13 protein-coding genes and 1 tRNA gene are annotated in these 19,047 nt (G+C 61.8%); 3 read left to right on the forward strand and 11 right to left on the reverse strand.

What is annotated here, in order from left to right:
* Positions 1-292 precede the first annotated feature (292 nt).
* Positions 293-2,488, reverse strand: coding sequence for a GAF domain-containing hybrid sensor histidine kinase/response regulator (locus tag V6F78_RS06205; RefSeq protein WP_094991346.1), 2,196 nt, complete (start codon positions 2,486-2,488; stop codon positions 293-295).
* A gap of 238 nt (positions 2,489-2,726) precedes the next feature.
* On the opposite strand from V6F78_RS06205, the gene V6F78_RS06210 reads away from it, so the two are divergent.
* A complete protein-coding gene (locus tag V6F78_RS06210) occupies positions 2,727-3,197 on the forward strand; it encodes a hypothetical protein (RefSeq protein ID WP_047275674.1) in 471 nt (156 codons plus the stop codon).
* 72 nt (positions 3,198-3,269) lie between these two features.
* Here the strand turns inward: V6F78_RS06210 and V6F78_RS06215 are convergent, their stop codons facing one another.
* From V6F78_RS06215 to V6F78_RS06225, 3 genes are all read right to left on the reverse strand, one after another.
* Complete coding sequence (locus V6F78_RS06215) at positions 3,270-4,190, reverse strand: hypothetical protein (RefSeq protein WP_094991334.1); 921 nt, start codon at positions 4,188-4,190, stop codon at positions 3,270-3,272.
* A 186-nt stretch (positions 4,191-4,376) separates the two neighbouring features.
* Positions 4,377-4,452, reverse strand: a tRNA-Asn gene (locus V6F78_RS06220).
* 65 nt (positions 4,453-4,517) lie between these two features.
* Positions 4,518-5,714 carry an amino acid aminotransferase gene (locus tag V6F78_RS06225; RefSeq protein ID WP_094991335.1) on the reverse strand — a complete coding sequence of 399 codons (1,197 nt, stop codon included), beginning with the start codon at positions 5,712-5,714 and terminating at the stop codon, positions 4,518-4,520.
* 335 nt (positions 5,715-6,049) lie between these two features.
* On the opposite strand from V6F78_RS06225, the gene uvrB reads away from it, so the two are divergent.
* Both uvrB and V6F78_RS06235 read left to right on the forward strand, forming a co-directional pair.
* Positions 6,050-8,065, forward strand: coding sequence for an excinuclease ABC subunit UvrB (uvrB, locus tag V6F78_RS06230; RefSeq protein WP_047275701.1), 2,016 nt, complete (start codon positions 6,050-6,052; stop codon positions 8,063-8,065).
* A gap of 112 nt (positions 8,066-8,177) precedes the next feature.
* Positions 8,178-9,329 carry an MFS transporter gene (locus V6F78_RS06235; protein WP_047277043.1) on the forward strand — a complete coding sequence of 384 codons (1,152 nt, stop codon included), beginning with the start codon at positions 8,178-8,180 and terminating at the stop codon, positions 9,327-9,329.
* 19 nt (positions 9,330-9,348) lie between these two features.
* Here V6F78_RS06235 and V6F78_RS06240 read toward each other — a convergent pair whose 3' ends face one another.
* From V6F78_RS06240 to V6F78_RS06270, 7 genes are all read right to left on the reverse strand, one after another.
* Complete coding sequence (locus tag V6F78_RS06240; RefSeq protein WP_332726850.1) at positions 9,349-11,766, reverse strand: TonB-dependent siderophore receptor; 2,418 nt, start codon at positions 11,764-11,766, stop codon at positions 9,349-9,351.
* Positions 11,767-11,912: 146 nt separating this feature from the next.
* Complete coding sequence (locus V6F78_RS06245; RefSeq protein WP_332726851.1) at positions 11,913-12,851, reverse strand: FecR family protein; 939 nt, start codon at positions 12,849-12,851, stop codon at positions 11,913-11,915.
* A gap of 71 nt (positions 12,852-12,922) precedes the next feature.
* Complete coding sequence (locus V6F78_RS06250) at positions 12,923-13,417, reverse strand: sigma-70 family RNA polymerase sigma factor (RefSeq protein ID WP_047282834.1); 495 nt, start codon at positions 13,415-13,417, stop codon at positions 12,923-12,925.
* A gap of 67 nt (positions 13,418-13,484) precedes the next feature.
* Entirely contained in the window at positions 13,485-14,804 is a 1,320-nt protein-coding gene (locus V6F78_RS06255; protein WP_169859367.1) for an MFS transporter, read from the reverse strand.
* 95 nt (positions 14,805-14,899) lie between these two features.
* Complete coding sequence (locus V6F78_RS06260) at positions 14,900-16,348, reverse strand: efflux transporter outer membrane subunit (protein WP_169859368.1); 1,449 nt, start codon at positions 16,346-16,348, stop codon at positions 14,900-14,902.
* Positions 16,345-17,409 (reverse strand): HlyD family secretion protein, encoded by a 1,065-nt coding sequence (locus V6F78_RS06265; protein WP_332726832.1) that lies wholly within the window; start codon positions 17,407-17,409, stop codon positions 16,345-16,347. The genes V6F78_RS06260 and V6F78_RS06265 overlap by 4 nt, the downstream gene beginning before the upstream one ends.
* A 19-nt stretch (positions 17,410-17,428) precedes the next feature.
* Entirely contained in the window at positions 17,429-18,958 is a 1,530-nt protein-coding gene (locus tag V6F78_RS06270) for an MFS transporter (protein WP_047276326.1), read from the reverse strand.
* Positions 18,959-19,047: the final 89 nt, after the last annotated feature.

Genomic DNA, 19,047 nt, shown 5'->3' on the forward strand with positions numbered 1-19,047 from the left:
GGGCGAGTGACTAAAGCGTCTCGCAGCGACGTAGGGGGCAAATGAAAACGCGTCGCCAGGGTCTGGCAGAACGTGGCCACTAAAACAGGCAGGGTGTGCAGCTGGATCGGCCTGGTTCCGTCATTGCGTTGCGCAGGCGGAAGGCCGAAAGAGTCAAAGATACGTGTGGTCTCATGCATGGGGCTTATTAGCCTCTTTTGGTTATGAATGCCTTTTTAGCTATAACGGATGGAGATAGGGATTACAAGGTTGAAGGGTATTTCAGACACCCTGCCGAGCAGAAAGACAGACATCAACGCTTGTGGGTGATTTTTTCTAAAATCTGCGAAATCTGCTCGACTGAGTAAGGTTTAGGCAGGAACTCGAAGCCATCGTAACCGTCGAGCGCCAGTTCTTCGCTGTAACCGGAGGCCAGAATGATCGGCAAATCGGAGCGGCGCCTGCGCATCTCCCTGGCCATTACTACACCCGTCATGCCCGGCATGACCACATCCGAAAAAACCGCATCAAACGCCATGGCCTGCGGCCCGATCATGTGCAGGGCCTCTTCGGCATGGGTGGCCCAGGCCGTCTCATAACCCAGGTCCTGCATGATCTGCTGGGCAAATCGACCGACCTCAAGGTTATCTTCCACAAGCAACACGCGCGGCTTCTCGGCTTCAGGGTCGGGGCAGCATGCAGGCGCGCACACGCCGGATGCATCGTCCGTCAGCGCCTGCGCGCTGGCTCGCGGCAGGTACAGGGTGAAGACCGAGCCCTGATCGAGGACACTGGCCACGTCCACATTACCGCCGGACTGCTTGGCAAAACCGAACACTTGCGACAGCCCCAGGCCCGTGCCTTTACCTACTTCCTTGGTGGTGAAAAAGGGCTCGAAAATCTGCGTCAGCATGCGCGAGGAAATCCCGATGCCGGTGTCGGTCAGCGAAATGGCCACGAAGGGCTCGTCGGAGCCTGCATGCCCCCGGATCGCGGGCAAGGTGGTGGTGTCATTGAGCCGCAACAGGAGCGTGCCCTGCCCCTCCATGGCATCCCGTGCGTTAAGCGCCATATTGATTAACGCAGTCTCGAACTGGCTGGCATCGGCGCGCACATAGCAGGTCTCGGGCGGCAATTGGACCACGACGTTGATTCTGGCCCCGGTGATGGTCTCCAGCATGTCACCGATGTCACGGATGCGTTGACCGATCTCGAACACCTGCGGGTTGAGCGGCTGGCGCCGGGCAAACGCCAGCAACTGTCCGGTCAATTTGCTCGCCCGCTCAACCGTATCCGAGACGGCATTGACATAGCGCTCACGGCGCACATCCGACAGGTTCGGCATGCGCAGAAAATCCACCGACGAACGAATGATGGTCAGCAGATTGTTGAAATCGTGGGCTACGCCGCCGGTGAGCTGACCGATGGCTTCGAGCTTTTGCGACTGGTGCAGCGCCGCCTCGATGTGCAGCAAGCGGGCGCTGCGCTCCTGGACGCGTTCTTCGAGGGTGGTGTTGAGCTGTGCCAGCTCAGCCAGGCCTGCACGCACCGCCGCATCAGCCCGCGCGCGCTCAATGTGCGCCCACGAACGCTCCGTGACTTCACGCAGCAAGGCCACGTCCTGGGGCGACCACAGTCGGGGCGAGGTGTCGTGTATCGCCATCAGCGCAGTCAGGCGTCCGCCCTTGATCAACGGCAGGCAGAGGGTGGCCTTGACGCCCAGCGCGGTGAAACTGGCGGCAGCGTGTGCCGGCAGTTCTGCCTGCGCATCGTTGATCACCAGCGGCTTGCCCGCTTTCAAGCGAGACACCGCGTGCTGGCCGAACTCACTCAGGCTGTATTGGCCCACCAGGCGGGTGGCGCCGTCCGCCAGCCAGTTATCGCGAATGAAAAACGTGTCCTCGTCCGCTTCCATATCCGCGTAGGCGCAATGGGTCACGCGCAAAGCATCTGCGAGTGTGCTCATCGTGATGGCGAGAATTTCCTGCGGGTCATGGGCATTGACCACGGCATGGCTGATCGCGTCGAGTACCGACAGACGCTGGGTCATGTACACCGTCGTTGTGGTCTCGGTCACCGTGTCGAGCATGCCGACCACCTTGCCGGCCGAATCGCGTATCGGGCTGTAGCAGAAGGTGAAATAGGCCAGCTCAGGGCGCGGGCTGCGATGAATCACGACAGGGAAATTTTCGATATACGTCGCTTTACCGGCAAAAGCCAGGTCGGCAATGGGACTGATATCAGGCCAGGCTTCTTTCCAAATATCACTGAACGCCCGCCCGAGCGCCTCTGGCTTGCTGCCCAAAATGGGCACGAACCCGTCGTTGTACAGGGTAATCAGGCATGCGCCCCACACGATGCACTGCGGAAAATGCGAATCCAGCATCAAGGCTACGCTGGTTTTCAACACATCCGGCCACTCGGTCAACGGCCCTAGCGGCGTACTGGCCCAATCATGCGTCCTGATTCGCTCAGCCATCGCGCCATCGTGTTGAAGCCAGTCAGTCATTACGCCGTTACTCTGATTACTGCCATTGATCGGTGAAACGCCGCCGATGATAAGCCAGCCGCACAATTTGTGCCTGACTTGACGCCGGATAACCGCGCACCCTTTGTCATACTTTGAGACAACCGCATGACCATACAGGTTCTACTCATGCAGCTCGCGGGCTAACATGCCGCGCTACGACTAATGGCCATACGCCGTTAGCGACCTGAATCAACAGTCATAACAGAGGGATTGAACGGTGAAAATTGTACTTGCGTTGTTATTGAGTGCGGCAACCCTGCTGGCTCAGGCAGCCAATGTGGGCGATACATTGACGCCGTGGACGCTTAATGACCAGTTTGACCAGCCTTATACCCTCGACCAGAACACCCGGATCCTGCTGGTCGCGCGCGACATGAAAGCCGCTCAAATGGTCAAGGCAGCGATTGAAGACCAGCCAAAAGGTTACCTGGAAGCCCGCCATGCGGTGTTTCTTGCCGATGTCCACGGGATGCCCTCGCTGATCGGCAAGCTGTTCGCCATTCCCTCCATGAAGGGATACAACTACCGCGTCGTGCTGGACCGTGACGGCAAAATTGCCGACCAATACCCCGGCGCCAAAGAGCAAATCCTGTTGTTGCAGTTGGACAACGGAAAACTGGTGTCACAGCAGGCCTTTACCACCGCCACGGCATTGCGCGAAGCGCTGGATAACGCACCGACCCGCTGATTGACAGCCCCCCCCCGACTCGCACAGACGTCGCCCACCCGGTAAAGGCATCGCGGCGCCTGTGTGCGGTATTCAGCTCTGCTTCAATTCAAAGCCGCGTCCGTTCCACGTATAGATCTCGACACTTTCAACACTCGGGCAGCACCGAGGGTCATCCGGGCCACTGGTCAGGGTGCTCACGGCGACGCGCGGGCCTGTAGAGGCCTTGATGTCGGTTGCCGCCCCTGACACCACAGAATGGCCCTGATACACCCAGCCAGCCCCTGAGCGGTAGAACCCCGCCAGGCTTTGGTAGGAGCCGTTACCGCCCCCCTGCCCTTCGACAGTAAACAGCACCACGGCGTCAGGCTGACCGTCTTCATTCAGGTCCATGTATATAACCTGACGGTTATCGGTGTATTCCGCCCCTCCATCCTTGGAGATTTCCATCGCAATCACGTCACTGATCGCAGCCTCCAATGCGGCATCCGCCTGAGTGGCGTCAGACTCGACACCCTTGGTATCGGCGGCCGGAGCGTATTTTTCAACACCTTTTTCAGTCAGGCTCAGGCCCTGCTGCTTGCCCTTGGCAATGAACTCAGCGATCAACGCGCCGTGCATTTCTTTCAGGTCCTGACCGGAAAATTCCATCATTCCCTTACCGCTGAAGGGCTGTGCATCGCCCAAGAACCAGCGTGAGAACATGCCGGGTCGCACCGACTCCAGCTTGTCGACCAGTTGATCGGTTCGCTGCTCAACCAGGCCGGTCCAAAGCTTGCCAGCATCCTTACCCAAAGATTCGACCCACTCATCTTCTTGAGCCAGCCAGGCTGACTTGGCTTCTTCCAATAACAGGATGTTGTAGTCGATCGTTTTACTCACACAGGTATTCGTGAAATTACCCATGCACTCCTGACGCAATGCATCACGCGCCATCGACAGTTTCACATCGCTGTACACCCCGCAGCCTGACAACAGAACGATCAGGCCAATCGTCGAACCCATGCGTTTCAAGGTGCTCTCCTTAACGCTTGGACACCTCCAAGCGACACTCCATTTATTTAGTCAGGCACACGGCCACCGCCGTAGTTATCGGCAGGCGCAAGAAGCGCTTGAGTTGTCAGGGGTGGCAGGGGAACGCGGAAGGAAGGAATTGCGGGCATAAAAAAAGCCGCTATCGCTAGCGGCTTTTCTTGTATCTGGCTCCACGACCTGGACTCGAACCAGGGACCCAATGATTAACAGTCATTTGCTCTACCAACTGAGCTATCGCGGAATGGCGTCTATCTTACTGATATAAAAAGAGAAGTCAACACTCTCGATGACTTCTCTTGGCATTATTCAGATGACCTGAACAATGGCGTCGGTAACCACCTCAATGTTGCGCTGGTTCAAAGAAGCCACGCAGATCCGACCGGTGTCGAGGGCGTAAATGCCGAACTCGGAACGCAGGCGCGCCACCTGCTCAACGGTCAGGCCCGAGTAAGAGAACATGCCGCGTTGACGCGCCACGAAACTGAAATCGTTCCCTGGCGCCTTTTTGGCCAGCAGCTCGACCATTTGCAGGCGCATGCCGCGAATGCGCAGGCGCATTTCTGCCAGCTCGTCTTCCCACATGGCGCGCAGCTCAGGGCTGTTCAGCACAGCCGCCACGATGCTTGCGCCGTGGGTCGGCGGGTTGGAGTAGTTGGTGCGGATCACGCGCTTGACCTGGGACAGCACGCGGGCGCTCTCGTCCTTCGACTCGGTGATGATCGACAACGCGCCGACCCGCTCGCCGTACAGCGAGAACGACTTGGAGAACGAACTGGAAACAAAGAAGCTCAGGCCGGACTCGGCAAACAGACGCACGGCGGCGGCGTCTTCAGCGATGCCGTCACCAAACCCCTGGTAGGCCATGTCGAGGAACGGGATCAACTGCTTGGCCTTGACCACGTCCAGCACGTTCTGCCAGTCGGCCGGGGTCAGGTCGACACCGGTCGGGTTATGGCAGCAGGCGTGCAGCACCACGATGGAGCCCGCCGGCAACGCGTTCAGGTCTTCCAGCATGCCCGCACGGTTCACATCGTGGGTGGCGGCGTCGTAGTAGCGGTAGTTCTGCACCGGGAAACCCGCGGTTTCGAACAGCGCACGGTGGTTTTCCCAGCTCGGGTCGCTGATGGCGACCACAGCGTTGGGCTGCAATTGTTTGAGGAAGTCAGCGCCGATTTTCAGTGCGCCGGTCCCGCCTACCGCCTGGGTGGTGATGACCCGGCCAGCGGCCAACAACGGCGACTCGGCGCCGAACAGCAGTTTTTGAACGGCCTGGTCGTAGGCGGCAATACCGTCGATGGGCAAGTAACCGCGCGACGCGTGTTGAGCGACGCGAATGGTCTCGGCTTCGACAACGGCACGCAAGAGTGGAATTCTTCCCTCTTCGTTGCAGTAAACACCGACCCCCAGATTCACTTTGCTGGTTCGGGTATCGGCGTTGAATGCTTCGTTGAGGCCCAGGATAGGATCGCGTGGTGCCATTTCGACAGCGGAGAACAGGCTCATTATTACGGCGGCTCTGAATAGGGAATGGAGGGGGTGACAACGCTCCAGCCGATTGCACTAGAGCGGTGCACAAACGGGGAGCAAGTATAAGCCCGAACACGATTGGGGCAACAGGCGATTCCCGGATTTGCTCAAGTATTTCCGTTTATTTTCAGGCCACTGGTCTAATTGCAATCCGGGCCTGAATCGCCCTGTCAGCGACACGCCTTGAAACAGTCAGTCACCACCACCATATTTAGCCGTATCCTGTTTTTTTCCTGCGGCATGCGTCGTATGCAGTCTTTCTCGCGCTTTAAAGGTCCATGCCTTTATAGAGGCGAATCCAGAGGTCAGATATGTCCGATTTTCAGCTCGTTACCCGCTTTGAGCCCGCAGGCGATCAACCCGAAGCCATTCGCCAGATGATTGAAGGCATCGAAGCCGGTCTGTCACACCAGACCCTGCTCGGGGTGACCGGTTCGGGCAAGACCTTCAGCATCGCCAACGTGATTGCCCACGTGAACCGCCCGACCCTGGTGCTCGCGCCCAACAAAACCCTGGCGGCCCAGCTATATGGCGAGTTCAAGTCGTTCTTCCCTAACAACGCCGTGGAATACTTCGTTTCGTATTACGACTACTACCAGCCCGAAGCGTACGTGCCCTCCTCCGACACCTTCATTGAGAAGGACGCCTCGATCAACGATCACATCGAGCAGATGCGACTGTCCGCGACCAAGGCGCTGCTGGAGCGCAAGGACGCGATTATCGTCACCACGGTGTCGTGCATCTACGGCCTGGGCAGCCCCGAAACCTATTTGAAAATGGTGTTGCACATTGACCGCGGCGACAAACTCGACCAGCGCGAACTGCTGCGTCGCCTGGCTGACCTGCAATACACCCGCAACGACATGGACTTCGCCCGCGCCACATTCCGCGTGCGCGGCGACGTCATCGACATCTACCCGGCCGAATCCGACCTCGAAGCCATCCGCATCGAGCTGTTTGACGATGAGGTCGAGAGCATCAGCGCCTTCGACCCGTTGACCGGTGAAGTGATCCGCAAGATGCCGCGCTTCACCTTCTACCCCAAAAGCCACTACGTGACCCCGCGCGAAACCTTGCTCGATGCCGTTGAGGGCATCAAGGAAGAGCTCAAGGAGCGCCTCGATTACCTGCGCGCCAACAACAAGCTGGTCGAAGCCCAGCGCCTTGAGCAGCGCACCCGCTTCGATCTGGAAATGATCATGGAGCTGGGGTACTGCAACGGCATCGAAAACTACTCGCGCTACCTGTCGGGCCGTGAATCCGGTGCCCCGCCGCCTACCTTGTTCGACTACCTGCCGCCCGACGCGCTGCTGGTGATCGATGAGTCCCACGTCAGCGTGCCGCAGGTCGGCGCCATGTATAAGGGCGACCGTTCACGCAAGGAAACCCTGGTGGAATACGGCTTCCGCCTGCCGTCGGCGCTGGACAACCGGCCCATGCGTTTTGACGAGTGGGAGCGCATCAGCCCGCAAACCATTTTTGTCTCGGCCACCCCCGGCAACTACGAAGCCGAACATGCGGGCCGGGTGATCGAACAGGTGGTGCGTCCGACCGGTCTGGTGGACCCGCAAATCGAGATCCGCCCCGCCCTGACCCAGGTCGACGATTTGCTGTCGGAGATCACCAAGCGCGTGGCGCTGGAAGAACGCGTGCTGGTGACTACGCTGACCAAGCGCATGTCCGAAGACTTGACCGACTACCTGGCGGACCACGGCGTGCGGGTGCGCTACCTGCACTCGGACATCGACACCGTGGAACGGGTCGAGATCATCCGCGACCTGCGTCTGGGGGTGTTTGACGTGCTGGTGGGGATCAACTTGCTGCGTGAGGGCCTGGACATGCCGGAAGTGTCGCTGGTGGCGATTCTCGACGCGGACAAAGAAGGCTTCCTGCGCTCCGAGCGTTCGTTGATCCAGACCATCGGCCGTGCGGCGCGAAACCTCAATGGCCGGGCGATCCTGTACGCAGACCGCATCACCGGCTCCATGGAGCGGGCGATCGGCGAAACGGAACGGCGCCGGGAGAAGCAAATCGCGTTCAACCTCGCCAACGGCATCACCCCCAAAGGCGTGTTTAAGGACGTGGCCGACATCATGGAAGGCGCGACCGTGCCGGGCTCGCGCAGCAAAAAACGCAAAGGCATGGCCAAAGCCGCCGAAGAAAACGCCAAGTACGAAAACGAACTGCGTTCGCCCAGCGAAATCAGCAAGCGGATTCGTCAGTTGGAAGAAAAAATGTACGCCCTGGCCCGCGACCTGGAGTTCGAAGCCGCGGCGCAAATGCGCGACGAAATCGGCAAGCTGCGTGAGCGTTTGTTACAGGTGTAAGCCGGGCGCCAGCGGTTACAGACGGCCATGCACCGCCTGGCGCCGCGGCGCCTGCCCCGAATAAGCAAGGATATTTCCCCGCGTCGCACCGACGCGACCGACAAGGATGACCATGACAGCCGCCGTTACCCAAAAGCCCCTCGTTCCAGGACGCCTTGAACAGAGGTCGACCCGTCTGGCGTTCTTTATTGCCGGGTTCGGCGTGGCGGCCTGGGCGCCGTTGGTGCCCTATGCCAAAGCCCGAGCGGGCCTGGACGAAGCCACGTTGGGCCTGCTGCTGCTATGCCTGGGGGCCGGTTCGATTCTGGCTATGCCCATCGCGGGCATGCTGGCGTCCCGTTACGGCTGCCGCAAGGTCACCATCGCCGGCACGCTGCTGATTTGTCTGGCGCTGCCCCTGCTGGCCACCGCCAGCACCGTCGCGCTGCTGATTGCCACACTGTTTGTGTTTGGGGCCGGTTTGGGGGTCGTGGATTCCACGGTCAACCTGCAAGCCGTGATCGTCGAACGCGCCAGCGGCCGCAACATGATGTCGGGCTTCCATGGCCTGTTCAGCGTGGGCGGGATTGCCGGTGCGGCGGGGGTCAGCGCCTTGCTGGCGCTGGGGCTTACGCCGCTGTGGGCAATTGCCGTGGTGATTGTGCTGTTACTGGCTGCGCTGGCCAAAGCCGCACCGCACCTGCTGCCGTATGGCAGTGAAAGCAGTGGCCCGGCCTTTGCCATCCCCCACGGCGTGGTGCTGTTTATCGGGGTCCTGTGCTTCATCGTCTTTCTGGCCGAAGGCGCGATGCTCGACTGGAGCGCCGTGTTCCTCAGCGCTGAAAAACACATCGGGGATGCTTATGCGGGCTTGGGCTATGCCGCCTTCGCCGTGACAATGACCGCCGGACGCTTGCTGGGCGACACCCTCGTCAGGCGCCTGGGGCCGACCCGGGTGATCGTGCTGGGGGGGTCGCTCGCGGCGCTGGGCCTGGCGCTGGCCACGCTGGCTCCGGGCTGGGAAGTGGCGCTGCTCGGTTACGCGCTGGTGGGCGCCGGGTGCTCCAACATTGTGCCGGTGCTGTACTCCGCCGTGGGCAAGCAAACCGTGATGCCCGAACACATCGCCGTGCCGGCGATCACCACGCTGGGCTACGCCGGGATCCTCGCGGGCCCTGCGGCCATCGGGTTCGTCGCGCACGCCAGCAGTTTGAGCGCGGCGTTCCTGATAATCGCCGCCCTGCTGGTGGCCGTGGCCATCAGCGGGCGGATCTTGCGGGTGTGAAGCCGTTACGACGGCGCGTTTAAAACCCGACGCTCGCCTGCACGAAGAACGTGCGCGGCTCGCCCAGGTACATCCCCGAGTTATTGTCGCTGGAGCGCGTGAAGTACTGCTGATTGAACAGGTTCTTGATCCCCGCCCCGAGCTTCAGGTTCGAGGCTTGCGGCCCGAAGTCATACCCGACGCGGGTGGCCCAGGTGGCATAACCCGGTATATCGCCGTACTGGCCGTCCGCGGTCGGCTCGGTGATGTAGACCCCGCCAGTGCCCGGCGCCCGCTGTTTGGACTGGGCAAACATGTCCAGGTTGTAAGTCCAGCGATTAACCGCATAGCGCATGCCAAGGTTAAGCACGTGTCGCGAATACAGCGGTAAGTCGCGCCCCTTGAAGTTGAGAATGTCGCCTTCGGACGTGGCCTTGGTGTAGGTAAACGCCGCATTCACGGTCAACCCGTCCAGACGCGGGTCCAGACTGGCCAGGTCGTAGTGGACTGACGTCTCCAGCCCTTGGTGCTTGGTGGCCCCCAGGTTGGTCCAGCCAATGTCGTTGCTGATGTATTGCAGCTCGTCGGCAAAATCAATGTAGAACAGCGTGATTTCCCCGCCCCACACGCCGTTGTCGTAACGCGTCCCCAACTCGTACGTCTTGGCCTTCTCGGGCTTGAGCCCCGCCGCTGTCTGATCGCCAACGCCGCCCTGCCCCAGCTGGAAATACTGCAAGCTGCCAAACGAAGTTTCGTAGTTGGCGAACAGCTTCCAGGCGTCAGACAGGTGGTACATCACGCTCAACGCCGGTAGCGCTTCGTTGCTGTCGATGCTGCGTTTCTTCTCTTGCACCGGCTTGCCTTTGGCGTCCAGTACAGGCCGGTCGTGCCATTGGGTACTGATGCGCTCAAAGCGAATACCCGGCGTCACGGTCCAGTTGCCCACGTCGATCTTGTCGTCGATGTAGAACGCGTTGGCCTCGGTGCCGCCAGTGCGGTCCTGATGCGCATGACCGTCACCCTTGGGCCCGACCACCGGCACGTTGTTGACCAACTGCAGCTGACTCGCCTGTTCGTGCATCGCTTCTTTCAAATAGCGATAGCCGACCCCGACTTCCTGAGTCACGGGGCCAAGGGTGAACACGCGGGACAGGCGCGGCTCGATGCCGAAGGTGTGGTAATTGCGCGGGTAGGACACCAGCGTGTCCAGGTTGCGCGAGGCAATGGTGCTGCCGCGAAAGCTGTCGGTGTAGTAAGTCAGCACTTCAAATTGGGTCTGCTCGTCGATCTGGCGCAGGTACTTGAAGGACACGTCCTTACGCCGACCGCTGAAGCCGTCATAGTCGCGCACCGACTGATACGGGTCGGCATCGAACTGCGCCTGGGTCAGGCCGCCCGGCATGTCGGCCGTGGCGTCGTAGTAATGAAAATTGAGGCTGAAGTCGTCCTGGTCGGTGGGCGCCCAATGGGTTTTGAGCAACACGTCATCGATGTCGTTGTCGTTGTTGCGCGCGCGGTAACCATCGCCCTTGACCCCGGAGTACAAGAGCGCGGCGCCAATGCCATTGTCCGCCGTGCCTCCCAGAAACGCGGTTTCCATGTGTTTCCAGCCGCCACGCTCCGAGGTTTCGAGGGTGGTGCCGACTTCACCCTGAAAAGTTTCGGGGATGGCGCGGGTCACGAAGTTGATCACGCCCCCCACGTTCTGTGGCCCGTAACGCACCGAACCGGCACCGCGCACCACGTCGATGCTGTCCAGGTTGCCCGCCGAAATCGGCGCCATCGACAACTGCGGCTGGCCATAGGGCGCGAAGGCCGCCGGGATGCCGTCAATCAGCACCGTGGAGCGTGGCGACAGGCGCGAGGTCAGGCCGCGCACCCCCACGTTCAGGGAAATATCACTGCCGCCGGTGCCGTTGGAATCCTGCACTTGAACGCCGGGGATGCCCTTGAGCACATCGCGCACATTCATTGCCCCTTGTTCGACCATCGCTTCGCGGCGCACCACGGTGCGGGCGCCCGGGTGGTTTTGCACCACCGCCTGATTGGCATCGCCCAGCCAGTCGCCCACCACTTTCACATCCAGCGGGGCCAGTTCAAGGGTGCCGCTGGCTGACGAGGCATGGCTGACCGGCGCTTCACGCAGGGTCACGGCATCACCGTCCAGGGCGTAACTCAAGCCGCTGCCTTGCAGCAGTTGCGCCAGCGCCTCTTGCGCAGACAGCTTGCCGTTCACCGCAGGCGCCTGTTTGCCCGCCACCATGTCCGGGTTGAAAAACACCTGCAAGGCGGTCTGTTGGGCCCATTGGCTCAACGCACTTGCCAGCGGCTGGGCCTGAATGTGAATGGCGCCGGATGTGTCCTCCCCGGCGACTGCAACAGGCAGAGCAGCATTGACGGCCAGCGCCAGTGCCAAGGGCAGCCAGCACGCCCGGCCACCACGAGGCGGGGTACTCAAAGCGCAGTTGAACGAAGAGAAGCGCCCACGAAGCTTGTTATTTTTCACGTCGAGTCTTGCCCTATTGATCGCATCTGAAGTGCGACTGTTAATGCAAACCAGTCTCAGTTGCTCAAGAAGACGAAGAACTCAAAAAAAACCTGAATTCAGCGGGCAATTATTTCCTGACTGCCGTCTTCGCGGGCGCGAATCGCCACCGGCAGGATCTTGGGCAATGCCCTGAGCAGTGCGTCGGTGTCATCCACCTTGAACACACTGGACACACGCAACTGCGCCAGCGCAGGGCTACTCACCTGCAACGGCTGTGCGCGATAGCGCGACACTTCGGCCGCCACTTCACCGAGGGTCGCGTTATCAAACACCAATTGGCCTTTGCGCCAGGCCGTCAGTGCCTGAGCGTTCACAGCCTGCACCGCCGCGACGTGCCCCTGGGCACTTACCTGTGTGCCCTGACCGGCCGTCAGGTTGACCCGGGTCTGCGGGTCGACGCCCTGCACCTGCACATGGCCCGACTCAACGGCCACCCGCGCCTGCTCGCCATCGCGGCGGACATCAAAGCGGGTCCCGGTGACCGTGATCTGCCCCGGACCCGCCTGCACCACAAACGGTCGGGCGCTGTCATGGGCCACGCTGAACATGGCTTCGCCTTCGCTCAAGTCCACATGGCGTCGGTCAGCCTCGAAACTGACCTGCACCCGGCTGCGGCTGTTGAGTTCGAGGGTGGAGCCGTCGGGCAATGTCACTACGCGCCGTTCCCCCGGCGCAGTGGCAAAGGCCGCCTGATAAGACGATGAGGACAGTTGATACCCCCAAAAACCGGCCCCGGCCGCAAGCGCCATCAGGCTGGCCGCCAACCCGTAACGCAACAGACCGCGCCGCCTGAGCGGCGCTGACGGGGTTGCGCACAGGGCCTGCAAGCGCGACGCAGGCAGTGTGTCGAGGGCCGACCACATGTTCAACAACCACTGGTACTCGGCTTCATGGCGTGGGTCTTGCCCGCGCCAGGCGGCCAGCTCGCGCTGCTGCCCGGCCGTCAGGCTGCCCGCTTGCGCCCGCGCAAACCACGTGGCGGCAGCCTCGCGCACGCAGGCATGGTCGCCCGCGCCCGGCGTCTCTGGGTCGGTGGTGGGACGATCACACTCGCCAGTTGAGCGGATCACGGAGCCTCCACGCGTTCACGCAGATGGCGCAGGGTGCGGATCATATATTTTTCCACCATGTTTTTGGTCAGCCCCAGCCGCTCGGCAATTTCGGCCTGGGTCAGCCCTTCGATCTTCTGCCACACAAACACCTTGCGGCAGTTGAGGGGCAACTCCTGCAAGGCCCTTTCGACCGACTCGGCCAACTGCAACGCACGCATGAACTGCTCCGGGTCGCCTGTCTCCGACGCGCTAGGGGGCATGGTTGCCCGTTCCTTGGCGTCGCGGCGTTCTGCGCGGCGAAAGTCGTCGACCGCAATATTGCGGGCGGTCTGATGCAGATAGGCACGCGGCTGCTCGACCGTGGCCGAATCGGTTTCGAGCACGCGCACGAACGTGTCATGGGCCAGGTCCTGTGCCTGCTGACGATTGCGCAGGCGGCGAGTCCAGGTGCCAATCAACTCTTCGTAATGTTCAAAAAAGCCCGTTTTACGGGGCGGCTTATGGGTCATTGCCATGGGCTGCGAAGGCGGGGCGCGAATAGTAATGCTTCCTATTATGCCCAGCAATCATTACGTCCTAACGCTGCACGCTCGCCAGCAATCGCTGCTCCACCTGAAGGCCGCGTGCAAACCCGAACCCGCGTGCCGTGAGCAAACCGACCAGTCCCATGAGGGCGCAGAACGCCACGCAGACCCACGGGCTCCACGGCATCAGCGCAATCAGCAACAGGGGCGTGGTACTGGCCCACAGTGCGTAAGCGATGTTGTAGGTGAAGGAAATCCCCGACACCCGAATCGGTGCGGGAAACAACCCCACCATCACCGACGGCACCACCCCGACGATGCCGCAGGTCAGCCCGGCAAACGCATAGGCCAGGCCCGGCAAGGCCCACTGCCCCACCAGGCTGGCGTACAGCACGCCAATGCCCAGCGGCAGCAACAGGCTGTACAGCACGATACTGCGCCACACACCGATGCGGTCCACGATCAACCCGGCCAGCACACAGCCCAGATTCAGGAACACGATCCCCAGACTGCTGAGCGCAAAGGTGTGACGGGCGTCCATGCCAAAGCGCTGCTGCATGACGGTCGGGGTAATCACCACAAACACCACCACCGCACTGGTCAGCACACACGTCAGCAATGCCGCTGGCAGCAAGGCTCTTCGATGGTCGCGTAGCACCGTGCGCAGCGGGAACGGCGCCCTGCCCTCGTTGCGTTCGCGCAGCGCCAGAAACACCGGGGTTTCGCTCAGCCAGCGGCGCAACCACACGCCAATAACCCCGAATACCCCGCCCAGCAGGAACGGAAAACGCCACGCGTAATCAAGGATTTCGGCCGGGGTAAACACCTGCGCCAGCAACGTGGCGGTCAGGGCGCCCAGCAAATAGCCGAAGGTCAGCCCGGCCTGCAAGAAGCCCAGCGCATACCCGCGTCGGCCTGCCGGGGCATGCTCGGCCACAAACACCCAGGCACTGGGCACTTCGCCCCCCACCGCTGCACCTTGCAGAATGCGCAGCGCCAACAGAATCAACGGTGCGAAATACCCGATGTCGGCATAGGTGGGCATGACCCCGATCAGCAGGCACGGCAGCGCCATCATCAAAATACTGAGGCTGAACACCCGTTTACGCCCCAAATGGTCGGCAAAGTGCGCCATCAGAATTCCGCCCAGCGGACGCGCCAGATAGCCGGTCACAAAAATGCCGAAACTTTGCAGCAGGCGCAGCCACTCGGGCATGTCCGGCGGGAAAAACAGCTGACTGAGGGTCAGGGCGAAAAACACGAAAATGATGAAATCGTAAATTTCCAGCGCCCCGCCCAAGGCCGCCAGGCCAAGGGTCCGGTAGTCGGACCGGGAAAATCGCACCGAAGAGGCTTGAGTATCAGCAGGCATAAATACGCTCAATAGGAAGGGGGCACGCCTCAACAGACGCTGCGCTCAGGGGCGCGAGCATAGCAAATCCACACCCCGGTTCTTCAACCCCGACCTCAGCGCTGCGCCGGGGCCGATGCCTCCCAGCCACCGCCCAGCGAGGCATACACGTCCACCAGCGACAGCGACACCGCCGCGGTGCTGTCCACCCACGCCGCTTCGTTGGCCAACAACGCGTTTTGCACGGTCATCACGTTAAGGAAATCCACCGTGCCCTGTGCGTATTGCTGGTGCACGCTGTCCAGCGCTCGCTGGCTGTGCCGCACGGCCTGCTGCAGACTGTCGCGCCGCTGCTGGCTGGCCTGATACGCCACCAGCGCATCATCCACCTCATGCCAGGCGCGTAGCACGGTGTGCTGATACTGGACCGCCGCCTCTTGCTGACGCCCTTCCTGCAACTGCAACGCCCCCTGCAACCGCCCGCCTTCGAACACCGGCAGACTCAGGCCGGGCCCGAACGCAAAACTGCGCGAGCCCCAACTGCCCAGATCCGACAACTGCAGGGCTTGAAACCCGAGGTTGCCGGATAGCGTGATGCGCGGATAAAAATCGGCCCGGGCCACACCTATGGACGCCGTTGCGGCGTGCAAGTGCGCGTCAGCCCCGCGGATGTCCGGGCGACGTTGCGCCAGCTCGCTCGGCACACCAATGGGTACATCGCCCTGGTACGACGGCACTTGCCCAGGGGGTGCCAATTGCGCCTGCAAGGCACGCGGCGCCTTCCCCAGCAACAGGCTCAGGGCATTGATCAACTGCGCGCTGTTTTGCTGCAACGGCGCCAGGCGCGCTTGCATCTCGGCCACTTGCGAGGCGGCTTCAGACACTTCCAAATCCGTGGCGACGCCCTCCTGCACTTGCAGTTGGGTCAGCTCCAGCGTGCGTTGCGCAATCTTCAGGTTCTGCTCCACCACCGCCTGCGCCTGCTGGGTGCCGCGCAACTGGATGTACTGCTGCGCCGTTTGCCGGATCACCAGCAATTGCACGCCGTGCCGGTCTTCCTCGGCCATGCGCACCGAGGCGTCGGCCGCCTCCACTGAACGTTTGACGCGCCCCCACAGGTCAGCTTCCCAACTGAACCCCAGGCCACTGTTCCACAGGTTGAACGCCTGTTTACCGCTGCGGCCCGACGGGTCGTTCAAGCCCCGCTGACTATTACGGCCGCGGCTGTACTCCAGCCCTGCGTCCACCGCTGGCAGTGAATCGGCCGCAATCTGGCGACGCAGGGCGCGGCTTTGCTCAAGCCGACTGGCGGCCCGTTGCAGGTCGAAATTACTGCGCAGCGCGTCACGCACCAACGCCGACAGGTGCGCATCACCAAAACGGTCCCACCAACGCGGGTCGACCTCCCCTTCAACGGCCCGGCTGTGCCCCGCTTCACCGGGCGTGAGCGCCCAATGGGCGGCCAGCGGCGTGGTCGGAGTCTGATAGTCCGGGCCCATCACGCAACCGGTCAGGTTCAAGGCGCAGTAACCGGCCACGGCGCAGGCCAATCCACCGAGCTTCATCGCGCACTCACCTGTTCGGCCGGGGTCGAGGCCGTGTCGATGGCCGCGTCCACCGACATGCCCAAGCGCAGTTGGCTGGCCAGCGGCTGATGGGGATCCAGGGCGATTTTCACCGGCACCCGTTGCACCACCTTGGTGAAGTTGCCCGTGGCGTTGTCCGGCGCGATGGCCGAAAACGTCACGCCCGTGGCCGGGGCAATGCTCTTTACCGTGCCGAGCAGGGTTTCTCCGGGGAAGGTATCGACGTTGATGGTCACCCGCTGGCCAGGGCTCATGCGGGTCAATTGGTTTTCCAGAAAATTGGCCACCACATAGGCCTGCGCCAGCGGCACCACGGCCATGACCGTGTCGCCGGGCTTCACGTAGGCCCCAAGCCGCAGGCTGCGACGCCCGACCACCCCATCAAAGGGAGCCACCACGCGGGTGTGCGACAAGTCCAGTTCGGCGCGCGCCAACACGGCCTGGGCGTGTTGCACCGAAGCCTGGGCGGCGGTGTGTTCGGCCACCAGCACGCGGGTTTGCTGACGCGCCGCCTCCAGCGCGGCCTTGTGTTGCGCCAACAACGCCCGCGCCGTTTGCGAGCGATTTTTGGCCTGCTGCGAATTTTGCAGCGTCCCGGCGCCCTGCCCGGCCAGGTGTTCGTAGCGCTGCAACTCATGGGCCGCAAACTCCACCTGTGCCAGATCCGCGTCCACCGTGGCGTTGGCCTGTTCGATCAGCGACCGCTGACGCTCCATCATGGCCAGTGCATTGGCCTGTTGCGCCTGCGCTGTGGCCACGTTGGCCCGGGCTGCCTGAACCTCAGCTTGGTAGTCCTGCGGGTCGATGCGCGCCAGTAACTGGCCCGCCTTGACCGGCTGATTGTCCTGCACCAGCACCTCGTCAATAAACCCCGCCACTTTCGGCGCCACCAGCGTGAAGTCAGCACTCACGAAGGCATCATTGGTGCTTTGCACCCCGGTGGTGCCAAACACCAGCCGCCACAGGCCATACAGCACCACGACCGCCAGCAGTCCCAGCCCGGCCTTCAGCACAGGCGTGCGCGCACTTGTTGTACTCATTTCATGACTCCACACAGGTTCAGCGTGCGGCCCGTGGCGGGTAAATCCGCGTCGGGCCGAAAGGGATTAGAACGATCAGCAGCACGGCCAGACCGGCCATGCACAGGTAAAGGTCAGACGAGGTCAGCACCATCGCCTGCTGGTGCACGCGGTGCGCCAGATCGGCGCTGTCGCTGACCCACGGCGAATTGCCGAGCCGGTCCACCAGCATCATCGAGTGAAAGTGTTCGCGGTTGACGGTGAGCACCTGCAACAAACTGCCCGCCGCCATGGCCGCGAACCCTTTGACCGTGTTGAACCAGGCCGACGCAAACGGCCCGTCCGCCGGGTTCAGGCTGCCCGTGGCGAGCATCAACAGCGGGATCACCGCCATGGGCTGGGCAATGATTTGAATCGCTTGCAGCGCGTAGAAATTGTCGCGATTCCACACCGACGTCACCTGTGAACCCAGGCCGCAGGCCAGCGCCAACAAGGCCAGGCCGATGGCCAACACCCATCGGCAATCCACCCGACGCAGGTTGCACAGCGCGACCACCAATGGCAGCGCGATCAATTGCGGCACCGCCACCAGCAGCATCACCGGCGCGGTGTCCAACGGTCGGTAACCCTGGATCTGTGCCAGATACGCAGACGGAATCTTGATCACCGCCAGCAGCACGAACAGCACCCCGCCCAAGGTGATCAACGCATGCGCAAGGTTGCGGATCTTGAGCAACTGCAACTTGAAAAACGGCAGCGGGTGCGACCACTCATTGATGAAAAACAGCACCAGCAGTCCCAGCCCGCCGACGATGAACACCCGGATCATCGACGACTCAAACCAGTTCATCCGCTGACCCAGTTCCAGCCCCAGCACCAGCATGATCAATCCCGGTAGCCCCAACAGCAGGCCGCGCCAGTCAAATTGCTTGAAACGCTCAAGGCGCAGCGGGTCTTGCGGCAAGCCCCAGGCGACACAGGCCATGGCCAGCAGGCTCAACGGAATGATTTGCCAGAACGCCCATTGCCACCCGGCGTATTCCACCCACCAGGCCGACAGCGGCGTGCCAAAACTGGGGCCAAACGTGGCGGTCAGCGCGTAACTGCCCAATCCGTACAGGCGAATCCCCGGCGGCAAAAACCGCAGCGCCACCGACATCAGCATCGGCGGCAGAGCGCCCCCGGCGAAGCCTTGCAGGGTGCGCAACAGCATCAGCACCTCGACATTGGGGGCCAACGGGCAGAGGATGCCCAGCAGCAAAAAAGCACCGATCGCACACAGGGTGAAACGCCTCAGGGAAAACGTGGCCGCGCACCACGGCGCAAAGGCCATGGCGCTGATCGAGGTCGCGGAATAGACCGCCAGCAGCCAGGTGCTGTCGTCATAACTGATGCCCATCGCGCCGCGAATATCCGGCATCGCCACCTTGGTGACGTTTTCGTTGAAGCCTGACACCAGCACCGCCAGCAGCACACCCACCAGCCCGGTGAAAATCCGCAGGCCAAACGCCGCGCTGATGGCCGGGGCCGCTGCCGGGGCGGTGGGCACACCGACGTTCAACGCCGTCACTGTCCAGCTCCCGCCGCGCACACCCGCGCACTGTTAACACCGCCGTACATGGCTGACTCCGTCACCTTTAAAGATGACGAAAAGTTTAA

Source organism: Pseudomonas sp. ESBL9, from assembly GCF_036668715.1.
Lineage (GTDB): Bacteria > Pseudomonadota > Gammaproteobacteria > Pseudomonadales > Pseudomonadaceae > Aquipseudomonas > Aquipseudomonas lundensis.

What these genes read in the sequence shown, in the direction of transcription:
- V6F78_RS06265 (WP_332726832.1), bottom strand. Translation starts at nt 17,409, where the DNA reads ATGAGTACAACAAGTGCGCGCACGCCTGTGCTGAAGGCCGGGCTGGGA.
- V6F78_RS06255 (WP_169859367.1), bottom strand. Translation starts at nt 14,804, where the DNA reads ATGCCTGCTGATACTCAAGCCTCTTCGGTGCGATTTTCCCGGTCCGAC.
- V6F78_RS06235 (WP_047277043.1), top strand. Translation starts at nt 8,178, where the DNA reads ATGACAGCCGCCGTTACCCAAAAGCCCCTCGTTCCAGGACGCCTTGAA.
- uvrB (WP_047275701.1), top strand. Translation starts at nt 6,050, where the DNA reads ATGTCCGATTTTCAGCTCGTTACCCGCTTTGAGCCCGCAGGCGATCAA.
- V6F78_RS06225 (WP_094991335.1), bottom strand. Translation starts at nt 5,714, where the DNA reads ATGAGCCTGTTCTCCGCTGTCGAAATGGCACCACGCGATCCTATCCTG.
- V6F78_RS06260 (WP_169859368.1), bottom strand. Translation starts at nt 16,348, where the DNA reads ATGAAGCTCGGTGGATTGGCCTGCGCCGTGGCCGGTTACTGCGCCTTG.
- V6F78_RS06250 (WP_047282834.1), bottom strand. Translation starts at nt 13,417, where the DNA reads ATGACCCATAAGCCGCCCCGTAAAACGGGCTTTTTTGAACATTACGAA.
- V6F78_RS06205 (WP_094991346.1), bottom strand. Translation starts at nt 2,488, where the DNA reads ATGACTGACTGGCTTCAACACGATGGCGCGATGGCTGAGCGAATCAGG.